This is a genomic window from Bacillus sp. LJBS06 (assembly GCF_016924995.1).
Taxonomy (GTDB): domain Bacteria; phylum Bacillota; class Bacilli; order Bacillales; family Bacillaceae; genus Bacillus; species Bacillus stercoris.
Map to the genome: position 1 here is coordinate 2,845,303 of NZ_CP070483.1, position 13,324 is coordinate 2,858,626.

Sequence of the window (13,324 nt, forward strand, 5' to 3'; positions counted from 1 at the left end):
CCCAAAACAGAAATTGTTTTGGGCTTTTGTTCGTTATTCCATCGGACTGCAAATTTCGATATAATGTCCATCCGGATCTGCGATATAGGCGACCGTCTGCCCCCATGGTTTCACTTTCGGCTCCCCGATAATCGAGACGCCTTGTTCTCTCATCCTTTTGATGACAGTTTCTACATTTTCAGTAACAAACCCGATTTCAAATGTGTTTGAAGCAGATGTTTCCGGAATATCCAGCGCTGTGATATTTCTAGCGCTTTCCCTCGTATTAAGGGCCAATATCGTCGATCCTGTTTCAAATTCGACATATGTGCCGTGTTCAGCACGAATCGGCAGTCCTAAAATATCCCGATAAAAATGAATAGCCCGCTTGCTGTCCGATACGTATAGAATAAGATATTTCATTGATAGATTCATTGCCACGCCCCCTCAGCATTTCAATAGTCCTTCTAGCCCGGTATAGATGCTTCCATCCTTAAACTCGGATCTCTCCACATCTGCGCCCACTTTTTCACGGCCGCCACAATAATGATGAAGCCTAACACCAGCATGATGATAGATAATACGCCATTCAATACACTATATCCTGCTGCTTCAGGATTAAGATACACATGGCGCACCATCCAATAGCCCGCATAGTTGACAGTGACATATAAATAGGCAAGCGGGATAAGACATGTCAAAATGTATCGGCGTTTATCGGCGATTTTCAACACGATGGTCGCTCCGATAATCAGCCCTACTGACGCCATCAGCTGATTGGAAACACCGAACAGCGCCCAAATGGAACCGATATCTCCTGAATACAGCAAGTACCCCCACATCAAACAGGCAAGCGCGCTGGCAAATACAGAGCCTGGAATCCAGTCTGTTTTCTTCAGCGGTTTATACACCTCTCCGAAGAAATCCTGGATCAAATAACGGGCAACACGTGTGCCGGCGTCAATCGCTGTTAAAATAAATACCGCTTCAAACATAATGACAAATTGGAAAAAGTATGAGGCCAAATGGCTGAAAAACGGCATTCCGGTAAAAATATAAGTCATACCCACCGCAAGCGTGACGGCTCCCCCAGTTCTCCCTTCTAAGTCCAAGCCGATTTCCCTGCTCAATTCAGGCAGATGGACGACATTCATGCCAAGCGTACGGAAAACCTCCGGCGTGCTGTTAATCGCAAAGTAATCAGCAGGCTGTAAGGCGGTGGCCGCAATCAGTGCCATGATGCCGACAAGACACTCAACAAGCATTGCGCCAAACGCCACCGGCTTCATATCACTCCATTTATTCAGCATTTTGGGTGTCGTTCCTGAGCCGACAAAGGCATGGAACCCAGAGATCGCCCCGCAGGCGATGGTTATTGAGATAAACGGCCAGACAGGTCCTGCCAGCACAGGCCCGCCTCCTTTTACGAATTCTGTAAACGCAGGAAACGGAATGGACGGATTGACGACAAACACACCAACAATCAAAGCGATAAAAACACCGATTTTCATAAAGCTGCTTAAATAATCACGCGGTGCGAGAAGTAGCCAAACAGGAAGCGCAGCGGCAAAAAACGCATAAACAGGAAGCGCGATTGCAAGCGTTTTCGTATCTAGTGTTAAAAAGTCACCGAGCGCGGTAGTCTGTACCCATGGGCCGATAAAGACTCCTGTCATTAAAAAGAGAAAACCGACCGTTGACGCGAGCTTTAAATTTCCCGTTTTCTTATAAAATAAGCCCACGCCCATCGCAATCGGAATCGTAATCCCTACCGCAAATGTTCCCCATGGATTGCGTTCAAGCGCGTGCAGCACGACCATCGAGAGACCCGCCATCGTAATCGTGATAATAAACAGCATGGACAGTCCCGTACAAAAGCCGGCAACAGGGCCAAGCTCATCCTTCGCCACTTCCGACAGCGATTTTCCGTTTTTGCGCATTGATGCAAACAGCACAACAATATCATGGACGGCTCCCCCTATTACCGCCCCGATTAACAGCCACAATAACCCCGGCAAATAGCCAAACTGCGCCGCCAGAATGGGTCCGACCAGCGGCCCGGCCGCTGCGATCGCGGCAAAATGGTGGCCGAACGAAACCCATTTATTTGTAGGCACATAGTCTTTCCCATCCTCAAGCGTGTGAGCGGGTGTCGGCTTGTCATCATTCACTTTGAGAACCTTCACCATCATAAATGTTCCGTATAAACGATAGGCAATAGCCAAAATACACATTGATGCTATCACGATTGTAACCGCATTCATTTTCTCCCATCCCCTTTGCTGTTTTTCATAAATATATCATAATTTCATGGGGAAAAGCGGTCATTTTTTCCTATACAAAAAAGCCGGCTGGGATGGGCCGGCTTGAGGCAGTTAGTTTAGTTCAATGTCTCCAGATGTTGTACGAACTTTTAAACGGTTAGAGGGGCTATCACCTACATAACCTACAATACGGTGCTCTGATTTTTCTTTATACAAGATGTGATCGAGATTGGCCGCGGCATCACCTGAGTCAGCCTGAAAATCCACTGCCAAAGATGCAGGTTCTTTCTGATACTCTACTGACACACTTCCGCTCGTAGTGACGATGTCGATCTCTTCGTTCTGATGATCCTGAAGAAGATCAATATCCCCGGAAGTTGTCTTATAGTTCACCTTTTCAGCTGTTGTGCGGCTGCTTTTTATTGATCCGCTTGTTGTCTTTACTTCACCTTGGCCGAATGAATTTTGGTCAGTTTGAATTTCTCCACTCGTTGTTTTTAGCGTCAGCTCGTTTTCGATGCGTGTATGCTTCAGCTCAATATTTCCTGATGTAGAGTCAGCAGCTGATTGATCCGCTTGCGTATTTTCTATCAAAATATCGCCAGAGGTTGTCGTTACGGTTATCTCATCATACTTCTTTTCCGGAATCGTGATTGTGATTTTCATATCCTTTTCGCTGCCCCACGGTATAAAAGAGATGATATTCTCGCGTGCTATTTGATTGATTGTTAATGAATTGCCATCTTGGCTCACATCGAACAGCTTTTTGCTTTTATCACTGACTAGCCCTTCAGCGGCTACCTGAATATCATCCGTTTGCCCGCTTTTGACCTCTGCATGCATCGAGCTCGTTGTTACCTCAATTTTTTTAATATCTGCAGGATCATATGTTTCGGCAGCTTTCACCTCTTCTTTTGTAAAATCCGAGGCAGCTGCAGAGATGACAGCCCCGATTACCCCGACTGCAAATACTGCGATCAATCCTATTATGATTTTTTTCATGTCTGCGCCCCCGTCACCAGCTTTAAATTATATCTGATATATCGCAAACTCATGCCATACAGCAGCTTGCCTAAATGCCACAGCCCTATACACAAGAGCAGCCCCAGACTGCCAAACACGAGTGATAAAAAGAACTCCAGCATCATGTGCGTATTCATTTGAAACATCACCATGCCGACAAACATAATTGGTGATACAGAAAGTGCAAGCGCCGCCCCGCATAAACCCACGTACACTCCAAAAATGCCAATAGCTGGTCCCAGCACAAAAATCAAATTTAAGATGCTTATCGCTGCTGCTGAACATGCCATCTGAAAGAGGTTCTTCTTAGGGCGCTGCACTGCTGGAGCAGTTTCCGTGACATCTGGCACCAATTCCTTTGCTATTTGTTTTGGGGAGCCGAGTTCCCTGATGATGTCCGCTTCCGGCCTGCCTTCTTTCATCCCTTCTGTAATATGTTCTTCAAAATCAAATAAGATTTCATTCCGCTCTTCTTTAGAAAGCGGCTGTAACGCTTTACTTAACTCCTGTAAAAACTTTTCTTGATTCATCGTTCTCCTCCCCTTGCCGCATCAATGATTTGATTGACAGATGCTGTGAACTGATCCCATTCTGCCAGCAGCAGTTTCATTCGCACGAAACCAAGCTTTGACATCGTGTAATATTTTCTGGCAGGCCCTTCGGAAGACGGCGCCATATATGTTTCTAAATATTCTTCTTTCGTCAGTCTCCTGAGAAGAGGATATAAGGTGCCTTCAGCTATCGCCATGTGTCTGGAAATGTTTTGAGAAAGCTCATATCCGTATTGGTCTTTTTCGGATATTAATACAAGCACACATAGCTCTAATGCTCCCTTTTTGAATTGAGCATTCATCATAAGCTCCTCCCTGCGGCTGGTCAATTTTGTTTATTTTTCCCATCACTTATCCATATGGTAACATCCACTACTGAACATTACAAGGTACTGAATGATATCTACTGAGAAAAAAGAAAAACCGGAGAGAAATCTCCGGCTTTGCTTCTCTTATGATTGTTTTTTCAGGCGGATCACATTCCAGGAAAGCGGCGTGAAATGAGCAGTTAAGCCGTTTTCGCTAACAGACGATGTTCCGTTGGAATGCGGGACGACATTCTTTCTGTTATGCTGGTTTGTCGCTTTGATATCCTGATGCTCAAGCACGATGTGCTCTGCGATTTGGTAGGATTCAAAGCCTCTGAGCGAAATCTCCGTCTCCATCTGATCCTCAGCCTTGTTTACCGCAAAAATAGTGAGGGTTTCTTCCTCTTCAGAGTACACAACAGCAGCATCAACATATGGCACATCAGTAAAATCAGAACAGTCGTACTTCGGAGAAGAAATAAGCGGTTTCAGTGACTCGCCCCTTCCGTAAACAGAAGCATGCATGTATGGATAGAAAATCGGCTGTCTCCATGCTTCTCCGCCTTTTTCCGTCATGATCGGCGCGATGACATTGACAAGCTGCGCAAGACACGCGATTTTCACACGATCTGCGTGCTGCAGCATCGTAATGAGGAGCGAGCCGACTAATAAGGCATCTTCAAAATTGTAAATATCCTCTAAAATCGGACGCGCAGTGATCCACGGCTCGACTTTTTTGTCAGCCTCATTTGAGTGATACCAGACGTTCCATTCATCCAGAGAGAGATTGATCGTTTTCTTGCTGCGTGTTTTTGCTTTTACATAGTCACAGGTTGCGGCGACAGATTTAATGAAATGATCCAGATCCATGGAACGGGCCAAATAGTTTGGCAGATTGTTATCCCGATTTCCGTAGTAGGTGTGAAGAGAGATATAGTCAACATGCTCGTACGTATGCTCCAGCACCTTCGCTTCCCAATCGATAAAGGTCGGCATGCCGCTGTTTGAGCTGCCGCAGGCAACAAGTTCAATTGATGGGTCAACCCATTTCATGACCTTTGCCGTCTCTGCGGCTAGCCGTCCGTATTCATCAGCTGTTTTGTGGCCGATCTGCCACGGTCCATCCATTTCGTTTCCTAAGCACCATGTTTTGATGCCGTACGGCTGTTCATAGCCATGTGATCTTCTTAAATCACTCCAATAAGAGCCTTTCGGATGATTGCAATATTCAACGAGATTACGGGCGGCATCTATGCCTCTTGTGCCGAGATTGACGGCCATATTGACCTCGGTGTTCACCTTTTTTGCCCAAGTTAAAAATTCATTTGTTCCCACTTCATTGGTTTCTGTCGTTTGCCATGCCAAGTCAAGCCGTCTCGGGCGATTTTCAACTGGTCCGACACCGTCCTCCCAGTTGTATCCGGATAAAAAGTTTCCGCCCGGATAGCGGATGATCGGAACCTGTAATTCTTTAATCAGCGACTGGACATCTTTTCTAAACCCATCTTCATCCGCTTCAGGGTGATCAGGCTCATATATGCCTTCGTATACCGCACGCCCCATATGTTCGATAAACGATCCGTAAATCCGTTTGTCTACTTCACCAATTTTATATTCTTTGTCTACAATCATTCGTGCTTTTTTCATCACACGTTTCCTCCTTCATTAACCTTTGACTCCCCCTACCGTCAGGCCGGAGATAAAGTATTTTTGGAAAAACAAGAAAATGATAATGACCGGCAAAATCGCAAATACCGAGCCGGAGATAAGCATGTCGTAATTATTTCCATAAGGGCTCAGCAAGCTGGACAGACCAATTGGAAGCGTAAACATTTCTTTCGACCGAAGCACAATCAGCGGCCACAAGAAATTGTTCCAGCTGTTTAAGGACTGAAGGATGATCATCGCGCCGAAAGCCGGTTTCATCAGCGGCGCCATAATCCTGAAAAAGATGCCAAATTCCGTACAGCCGTCCATTCTTGCAGAATCCAACAGATCCCTTGGAAGACCAAGCGCATATTGCCTAAAAAAGAATACGGCAACAGGTGAAACGATAAACGGCAATATGACACCCGTATACGAATCGATCAAGTGCAGTCCGACGGTTAGCTTAAACAGAGGAAGCATCATAACCTCCAGCGGAACCATCATGATAATCAGCACAAGAACAAAGATGATACTTCTGCCCTTAAAATCATAAACCGCAAGCCCGTACCCGATCATCGAAGAAAAAAACAGGGTGAGCACGGTTGTGAAAAGCCCAAGCACAAGGCTGTTAAAAAACCATTTGAAATAAATGCTGCCGCCGTTAAACAGAAATGTATAATTATCAAGACTCATTACTTTAGGATCAATGTCAAGATTCAGCCCCACACGCAAAAGCTCAGATGACGGCTTTAAGGATCCTAAAAGCAAACAGAAAATCGGAAAAATATACAATAGGCTCAGCATCATAAAAAACAGAGTCAGCGCAATTCTGTAAACGCTAAACTGAGGACTGTTCCGCAACATTTATCCCTCCCCCTTAAACGAGCCTGACAGCTTTAATGAAATCAGGCTGACAACAAGTATCACAATCAAAAGCACAATGCCGATGGCCGCTCCGTACCCCATTTCGTTGTAGGCAAGCCCCTGCTGATACAAATATCCGACAAGCGTCAGACCAATATTACCCGGGGAATTATTCTGCCAAAGCACGTAGCTTTCCTCAAACATTCTGAAGCCGCCGATAATGCTGATGGTCAGCACATATACGGTAACAGGCTTGAGAAACGGCAGCGTGATGTGTCGGAATTTTTTCATCGTATTCGCGCCGTCTATATCAGCGGCTTCGTACAGCTCTTTCGGCACATTTTGCAGGCCTGCTAAAAAGTAAAGGATGTTGATTCCCATCCATCTCCACGAAGCAAGCAGCACCATCAAAAACATGCCGGTATGTTCATTGTTCATCCAGTTCTGAGGTGATAAGCCGAGTTTGAGTAGGATGGAGTTAGCCAGAGACGTTTCCATTTCTCCGAAGATCAGCCGAAAAATGATCCCCGCGACAATGGTGGAGGTCAATGCCGGTATGAATAGCGCTGATTTAAATATATTTCGAAATTTGACCAGCTTTGAATTCAGGAATATGGCCAGAAGCAATGGGACAGGAATCAGCACGATCAGCGTCCAAAAGGTGTATTCCAGCGTATTCCAAAGGGCGGTATAGAACGTCGGGTTGTTTAGCGCTGTATAATTAGACAATCCGACAAACGACACCTCTCCCGGCAAAATTCTTTGAAAGCTCATGATGAAGACACTAATGATGGGGTATAGAAAAAATACGAGAAAGGATAAAACGAATGGCGCTGTAAACAGATAGGGCGCCGCTTTTTTCGAATAAAATAGATCTCGCCAGCCTGATTGTTTCGCAGCTGAAGGAACGGGATGAACCGTTCCCGTTTTCACAGGTTTCATGAGAACCTCCCCGCTTTCACTTTTTGAATGGGATTCTATTTCTGTTTCAGTTCACCTGCCGCTCTGTCCAAGGCTTGTTTAGGCGTTTTTTGCTGGGATTTAAGCGCGTCGAACAATACGCTTCTGTTGACAAGGTCTGAAGCCTTGGCAAAATCCTCATGTAAATAAATTGGATTGATTTCATCCTTGATATCGAGCAGCACAGAAAAAATGCCTGTTCCGTTTTGGAAGTAATCCGTGTATTTGTTTTTCTCTTTCAATTCCTTGGAGCTCCAAACATCCCAGCGAAGCGGGTCAAACCCGAGTACGCTCCAGAGTTTTTTATTTCCTTCTTTAGAGCCCTTCGCAAAGGCCAAAAACTCTTTTGCTAACTCAACATGCTTGGATTGCTTCGGTACAACGGTTGCCGTACCGCCCAAGCCTGCCGAGCGGTCGCCCCCCTCTTTCCATGCCGGGAGCGGTCTGATGGCAATCTTCCCTTTCAGATCAGGCATATAATCGATAAATCTTCCCATATACCAAATCGGCATGAGGACTGAAGCAGCTCCTCCTTGGTTCATAAAACCGTAGTATTCTTCACTGTGATGCCCGCCGCCTGGAGCAGGAATCATCGTTTTATCATTGATCATGTCTTTTAAATATTGAAGTGTTTTTACGTTGGTGTCATTATTGAGGATCAGCTTGCCGTTTTTATCAAAATAGCCTGAGTTTTGCTGTGAAATCATAGATAAGAAGGTTCCGGAATCATTTGTTTCCACCGTTCCCATCGGCTTCCCGGTCACTTTGCGCACTTTCTGTCCGGCTTTATGGTAATCATCCCATGTTTTAATATCGTCAGGATTGACGCCGGCTTTTTTCATCACATCCATGTTATAAAACATGACTGTAGTCCCTACATGCGTATCGAGTCCGTAAAGCTTTCCGTTTTTGCTGTACAGGGTCAGCCGCGCCTCTACGAATTTATCGCGGTCCTTTTCAATCAGCGGAGTCAAGTCGGCAAGTGGTATGTCAGAGCCCTTCAAAAAGTTTGAAAAACGGGCCAATTCGACATCGGCAATATCAGGGACGCCTTCTCCCGCTATCAAGGAGATAGATAAGTTATCATGCATTTGCCCATACGGATAAACGACCGTATTCAGCTTAATTTTGCGGTCAGGATATTTTTTGTTCCATTCCTTCACCATTTCCACATAGAACTGCTCATGAAGCCCGTTAAATGTCCAAAAGGTCAGCTCAGTTTCACCCGATTTGCCGGATGATTTTTCTGCTGAACACCCGGCAATGAGTAATGTCAGCAGCATCATGAGCACAAGAAAACAGACAGTCATTTTTTTCATCTGCGTTACCCCTTCCATTCGAGGTGCGGGCTATTCATATAGACCATGATTGATCAGCGTTTTGTTTTCATTGATAATTCTTAATCCGGTGCAGCGGTCTCTTAAGGTGTGCGCGTGTCTGAAGGCATTTTTGACGGAATCCTGCCCGACACCGATTTCGTCAAAATACGCAGGGCCTCCGGCTGATCTCAGCCAATCAGCAAGCACTTCTCCTTCCGGGAGTGTTTGATAAGCCGATTGGATGGCTTGCCGCCGGCTTGGTGAAAATTCATTCAATCCCTCATCCTTAGCGAGCTTTCTGTATGTGTCAGTTAATAAAACAGCGGCACAGCCCACCTTTGCCCCATGAAGAATCTGAGGCCGTTTTTTCTCCATTAATTCCATCTCAATCCAATGTGAAATATGATGCTCGCCGCCTGATGCCGGGCGGGAATGATCTAAGGCCAGCATGACAAGCCCCGATACGATTAAAGACTCCATCAACACCCGTATGCCAGTTTCCGTTTTCATCGCGATGTCTTCTGTGTGTGCGATACAGGCGTCAAGCGCCTCTTGAACGATCTTAGCTCCTGCTGGCGAATAAGGCTCACCGGCAAGATGCCGGGATATTTCCCAATCTGCTAAAGATGTTATTTTACCGAGCATGTCACCAAACCCAGCCGCCACCATTGATTGCGGTGCCGCTTTTAATAGATCCAGATCAGCGAACAGCGCAGATGGGGCCTTCGTTTGAATGGTTGTTTTCGTGCCGTATAAAATAATCGGCGCCCCGGCTGACGTAAAACCGTCTACAGATGGAGCAGTCGGATAAGAAATAAACGGCAAATCTCTCTGAAACGCTGCAAAGCGGACGATATCATGAATCGTGCCCGAACCGACTGCAATCATGACATCCGTTGTTTGTTTCGTATGGATCAGCGCATGAATGAGCGATCGTTCATCAGCTGTCACATCTCCGGCTTCATTTTCTGGAATGATCAGGCACTCGGCCTGAAATCCTGCTTGATTCAGCCGGTTTTCCAAATCAATTCCTGCAATGCGGTGTGTATTCGCGTCGCAAACAAGGACAATATGTTTGTTGTTTTTTCGTTTTACATAATCCAAGAGCGAATCAGCGGCATGTTTACCGAGAACAATTTCTTCAACTTCTATAGGAGACGTCTCTTCTCCGGCGTGTTCAAAAGCACGCTGAACGTCAGCTGCGATACGATTCATATCAGAATCCCCTCCTCAGCCAATTTGGTTACATCCTCTATGGACTCCAGCACATAATCCGGCGTGTACAAACGGTGTTCTCCCGGTTTCGCAGAACCAGTAAGCACTAAGGCGCTTTTCATGCCATAAAGCTTTCCCATTGCAATGTCAGATTCAATGCTGTCTCCTATAATCATGCATTCATGTGCGGACAGCCCCATTGCTGTATAGGCAGCCTCAGCCATCAGCCAAGACGGCTTTCCGACAACAAGTTCAGTCTTCGCTTGAGCGGAAGCCTCTATCGCCCCAATCATTCCGGCCACATCAATGGCATTTCCGTCTTCGTTTGGAAAAGAGCGGTCTTTGTTTGTAGCAATGATACGAGCGCCGCCGGCAGCCGCTTGAAAAGCTTGATTTAAATCTTTGTACGTAAGCGTTTCATGAAGGGAGATGACGAGCCAATCCGCTTCCTTCGGTTCGTTCGCACGCTGCACACCGGCCAGTCTCAGCTCGTCAACCAAACCTTGTTCTCCAAGCACCCATACCTTTGAAAAACGATAATGTTTTTTCAGAAAGGCTGCCGTTACACTTGACGACAGAACAATGTCGTTTACGTCCGTTTCAATCCCCGCGCCAAGAAGTTTTTTTCTGCACATGGCACGGGAGATATTCCCCCGGTTGCTTAAAAAGACGATTTTCTTTCCCATTCTCCTAAGCGTTTTGATCGCTTCTCTTGCTCCTTCGATCAACTCATTTCCTCTGAATACAGTACCGTCCAAGTCAATCAGAATGCCAGCCGGTGACACAGGCGTATCATGACTGGCCATAATACGCATTTGCTCCGTGTTTTCGATAAAAATGCTTTTCATGCAGGACTGTATTAATTGGGGTTACATCCTTGTTCAGCATAATGGAGTGATAGGCCATTTCGGCAACCGTTTCTAATACAACTGCGTTATGAATGGCATTTAAGGCATCCGTTCCCCAGCAGAACGGTCCGTGATTATTCACGAGCACACCCGGCACCTGTTCGTAGTTATGCTGCTGAAAGGTTTCCGCTATGACTTTTCCTGTATTCAATTCGTACTCATGAATGATTTCTTCATCGTACATTTCTCTAGTACACGGAATCGCACTGTCAAAATAATCAGCATGAGTCGTGCCTAAAGGCGGAATGTCTCTGCCTGATTGCGCCCAGCTTGTCGCCCATTGAGAATGGGTATGAACTATTCCCCCGATATTCGGAAAGGCTTTATATAAATAAACATGGGTAGGTGTATCTGAAGAAGGCTTAAGCGAGCCTTCGACGACTTCTCCTTCAAGGTTCAAAACAACCAAGTCATCTGCTGTCAGGTCGCTGTATTCGACTCCGCTAGGTTTGATGACAATTCTTTCTTTTTCACGGTCAATGCCGCTGACATTTCCCCACGTAAAGGTTACCAGCTGATGCTCTTGAAGCTTCAGATTGGCAGCCAGCACTTCTTTTTTTAATGTTTCAAGCATGCTCCATCACCCTTTATCAATTCTTTTTGGCGGCAGATGAAAATTGAAGATTTTTGATGGTTTTCAGACGCTTCATGACATGGTTTTCTTTTCCGAAATAATGAACCAGCTCTTTATATTCAGCGTACAATTTTTCATAGACCGCGGCATTTTCGGCATTTGGCGTATAAGATATATCTTTCAGTTTTCCCATGTTCGCCGCTGCGTCTTTGATGTCGTCGTATCCGCCTTTTTCTTTGCCTGCTGCTAGCGCGCCGAAAATGGCAGATCCTAAGGCTGGGGCTTGCGGTGACCCAGAGATTTTAATGTCCATGTTTGTCACATCCGCATAAATCTGCATGACAAACGGGTTTTTCTCAGCAATTCCGCCGGCTGCGTACAGCTCCTCAATCGGAACACCGCTTTCTTTGAACGTTTCGATAATCATCCGTGTTCCGTAGGCTGTCGCTTCAACTAACGCTCTATAAATCTCTTCAGGCTTCGTCAGCAGGGTCATGCCAAGCAGCATCCCTGTTAAATCTGCATCAACAAGAGTTGAACGGTTGCCATTCCACCAATCTAAAGCAAGCAGGCCGCTTTCACCCGGCGCTTGATGGTTTGCTTTCTCACTCAGCAGCTCATGAATGCTAATGTTTTTTTCCTTTGCTTCCTCTTGATACGCTTGCGGAACACACGTTTTCACAAACCAGTCAAAATGATCGCCTACACAGGACTGTCCGGCTTCATATCCCGCATAGCCCGGGAGAATTCCGTTGTCCACAACGCCGCACATCCCTGGAACGATATGCACCTCTTCACCAAGTAGAACATGGCACGTTGAGGTTCCCATAATCATCAGCATTTTCCCTGGCTTTGTGATGCCGACCGCCGGCACGGAAACATGAGCATCCACATTGGCAACCGCAACAGCCGTTCCCGGAAGAAGCCCTGTCAGCTTTGCCATTTTGTCAGTCAGGCCGCCGGCTTTTTCCCCTACTGAATGAATCGGCCCTGCCAATTTATCTCTTGTAATCGTTTTCATTGAAGGGTTTAATTTCTCAAAGAAACCATCTGACGGATATCCCGCTTTTTCACTCCAAATCGCTTTATACCCTGCAGTACAGTTGCTTCGCTTGAGCGAGCCGCACAGCTGGTACACGATCCAGTCCGCAGCCTCGATGATCCGGTCAGCCGCTTCATAAATGTGAGGCGCTTCCTCAGCTATTTGCATGACCTTTGGAATCATCCATTCTGAAGAAATTTTTCCTCCGTACCGCTGTAAAAAAGCCTCTCCTTCTTCTTCCGCGATTTGATTGAGCCGATCAGCATGTTTTTGTGCCGCATGATGCTTCCAGAGCTTCACATAGCTGTGCGGCTCCTCTTCATATTCAGGCAGCATGCACAACGGCTGCCCGCTGCTGTCAATAGGAAGGATTGTACATGCCGTGAAATCAATTCCAATCCCGATAATGTCTTTTGGTTCAACGCCCGTCTGTTCAAGTAAAGACGGAATGGTTGTTTCCAAGACTTCGAGGTAATCAGCAGGGTGCTGCAGCGCCCAGTCGCGCGGCAGCTTTTGGCCCGTTTTGGGCAGGACGGTATCAATGACAGCATGCCTGTATTCTTTTACAGCAGACGCAAGTTCCTCCCCTGTTTGGACATGAACCAACACCGCTCTTCCAGATAAAGTTCCAAAATCAACCCCTATAGTGTAAGCCATGTGACATCCCCCT

The 13,324-nt window shown here is 46.2% G+C and carries 13 protein-coding genes and 1 pseudogene; all 14 read right to left on the minus strand.

Going from position 1 to position 13,324, the window contains the following annotated elements; all coding sequences use genetic code 11:
* Window positions 1-33 precede the first annotated feature (33 nt).
* Window positions 34-402: a VOC family protein gene (locus JQX68_RS14490; RefSeq protein WP_237711724.1), complete on the minus strand. Its 369-nt coding sequence runs from the start codon at window positions 400-402 to the stop codon at window positions 34-36.
* Window positions 317-504 (minus strand): annotated as a pseudogene (locus JQX68_RS21775) (hypothetical protein). The gene JQX68_RS14490 and the pseudogene JQX68_RS21775 overlap by 86 nt, the downstream one beginning before the upstream one ends.
* Window positions 447-2,243 carry a carbon starvation protein CstA gene (cstA, locus tag JQX68_RS14495; RefSeq protein ID WP_014664907.1) on the minus strand — a complete coding sequence of 599 codons (1,797 nt, stop codon included), beginning with the start codon at window positions 2,241-2,243 and terminating at the stop codon, window positions 447-449. The pseudogene JQX68_RS21775 and the gene cstA overlap by 58 nt, the downstream one beginning before the upstream one ends.
* A gap of 111 nt (window positions 2,244-2,354) precedes the next feature.
* Window positions 2,355-3,245, minus strand: coding sequence for a DUF4097 family beta strand repeat-containing protein (locus JQX68_RS14500; RefSeq protein WP_147772339.1), 891 nt, complete (start codon window positions 3,243-3,245; stop codon window positions 2,355-2,357).
* Window positions 3,242-3,796, minus strand: coding sequence for an HAAS signaling domain-containing protein (locus JQX68_RS14505; protein ID WP_014664909.1), 555 nt, complete (start codon window positions 3,794-3,796; stop codon window positions 3,242-3,244). Before JQX68_RS14505 ends, JQX68_RS14500 begins: the two co-directional genes overlap by 4 nt.
* Window positions 3,793-4,119, minus strand: coding sequence for a PadR family transcriptional regulator (locus JQX68_RS14510; RefSeq protein ID WP_041521396.1), 327 nt, complete (start codon window positions 4,117-4,119; stop codon window positions 3,793-3,795). The genes JQX68_RS14505 and JQX68_RS14510 overlap by 4 nt, the downstream gene beginning before the upstream one ends.
* A 150-nt stretch (window positions 4,120-4,269) precedes the next feature.
* Window positions 4,270-5,772, minus strand: a complete 1,503-nt coding sequence (gene abfA, locus JQX68_RS14515) for an alpha-L-arabinofuranosidase AbfA (RefSeq protein ID WP_147772340.1) — start codon at window positions 5,770-5,772, stop codon at window positions 4,270-4,272.
* Window positions 5,773-5,790: 18 nt separating this feature from the next.
* Window positions 5,791-6,636, minus strand: a complete 846-nt coding sequence (gene araQ, locus JQX68_RS14520; RefSeq protein ID WP_040082200.1) for an arabinooligosaccharides ABC transporter permease AraQ — start codon at window positions 6,634-6,636, stop codon at window positions 5,791-5,793.
* Window positions 6,637-7,578 carry an arabinooligosaccharides ABC transporter permease AraP gene (gene araP, locus JQX68_RS14525; RefSeq protein ID WP_014664913.1) on the minus strand — a complete coding sequence of 314 codons (942 nt, stop codon included), beginning with the start codon at window positions 7,576-7,578 and terminating at the stop codon, window positions 6,637-6,639.
* A 35-nt stretch (window positions 7,579-7,613) separates the two neighbouring features.
* Window positions 7,614-8,915 (minus strand): arabinooligosaccharides ABC transporter substrate-binding protein AraN, encoded by a 1,302-nt coding sequence (araN, locus tag JQX68_RS14530; RefSeq protein ID WP_069150032.1) that lies wholly within the window; start codon window positions 8,913-8,915, stop codon window positions 7,614-7,616.
* A gap of 30 nt (window positions 8,916-8,945) precedes the next feature.
* Entirely contained in the window at window positions 8,946-10,130 is a 1,185-nt protein-coding gene (egsA, locus tag JQX68_RS14535; RefSeq protein WP_147772341.1) for a sn-glycerol-1-phosphate dehydrogenase, read from the minus strand.
* Window positions 10,127-10,945: a sugar-phosphatase AraL gene (araL, locus tag JQX68_RS14540; protein ID WP_147772342.1), complete on the minus strand. Its 819-nt coding sequence runs from the start codon at window positions 10,943-10,945 to the stop codon at window positions 10,127-10,129. Before araL ends, egsA begins: the two co-directional genes overlap by 4 nt.
* Entirely contained in the window at window positions 10,923-11,612 is a 690-nt protein-coding gene (araD, locus tag JQX68_RS14545; RefSeq protein ID WP_040082189.1) for an L-ribulose-5-phosphate 4-epimerase, read from the minus strand. Before araD ends, araL begins: the two co-directional genes overlap by 23 nt.
* A gap of 16 nt (window positions 11,613-11,628) precedes the next feature.
* On the minus strand, window positions 11,629-13,311 hold the full coding sequence (araB, locus tag JQX68_RS14550) for a ribulokinase (RefSeq protein ID WP_147772343.1): 1,683 nt from the start codon (window positions 13,309-13,311) through the stop codon (window positions 11,629-11,631).
* Window positions 13,312-13,324 lie beyond the last annotated feature (13 nt).

Excerpts from the sequence above, each read along its gene's own strand:
- araL (WP_147772342.1), bottom strand. The coding sequence starts at position 10,945 with ATGCGTATTATGGCCAGTCATGATACGCCTGTGTCACCGGCTGGCATT.
- araB (WP_147772343.1), bottom strand. The coding sequence starts at position 13,311 with ATGGCTTACACTATAGGGGTTGATTTTGGAACTTTATCTGGAAGAGCG.
- cstA (WP_014664907.1), bottom strand. The coding sequence starts at position 2,243 with ATGAATGCGGTTACAATCGTGATAGCATCAATGTGTATTTTGGCTATT.
- egsA (WP_147772341.1), bottom strand. The coding sequence starts at position 10,130 with ATGAATCGTATCGCAGCTGACGTTCAGCGTGCTTTTGAACACGCCGGA.
- JQX68_RS14490 (WP_237711724.1), bottom strand. The coding sequence starts at position 402 with ATGAAATATCTTATTCTATACGTATCGGACAGCAAGCGGGCTATTCAT.
- JQX68_RS14505 (WP_014664909.1), bottom strand. The coding sequence starts at position 3,796 with ATGAATCAAGAAAAGTTTTTACAGGAGTTAAGTAAAGCGTTACAGCCG.
- araD (WP_040082189.1), bottom strand. The coding sequence starts at position 11,612 with ATGCTTGAAACATTAAAAAAAGAAGTGCTGGCTGCCAATCTGAAGCTT.
- JQX68_RS14510 (WP_041521396.1), bottom strand. The coding sequence starts at position 4,119 with ATGAATGCTCAATTCAAAAAGGGAGCATTAGAGCTATGTGTGCTTGTA.
- JQX68_RS14500 (WP_147772339.1), bottom strand. The coding sequence starts at position 3,245 with ATGAAAAAAATCATAATAGGATTGATCGCAGTATTTGCAGTCGGGGTA.
- araN (WP_069150032.1), bottom strand. The coding sequence starts at position 8,915 with ATGAAAAAAATGACTGTCTGTTTTCTTGTGCTCATGATGCTGCTGACA.
- araQ (WP_040082200.1), bottom strand. The coding sequence starts at position 6,636 with ATGTTGCGGAACAGTCCTCAGTTTAGCGTTTACAGAATTGCGCTGACT.
- abfA (WP_147772340.1), bottom strand. The coding sequence starts at position 5,772 with ATGAAAAAAGCACGAATGATTGTAGACAAAGAATATAAAATTGGTGAA.
- araP (WP_014664913.1), bottom strand. The coding sequence starts at position 7,578 with ATGAAACCTGTGAAAACGGGAACGGTTCATCCCGTTCCTTCAGCTGCG.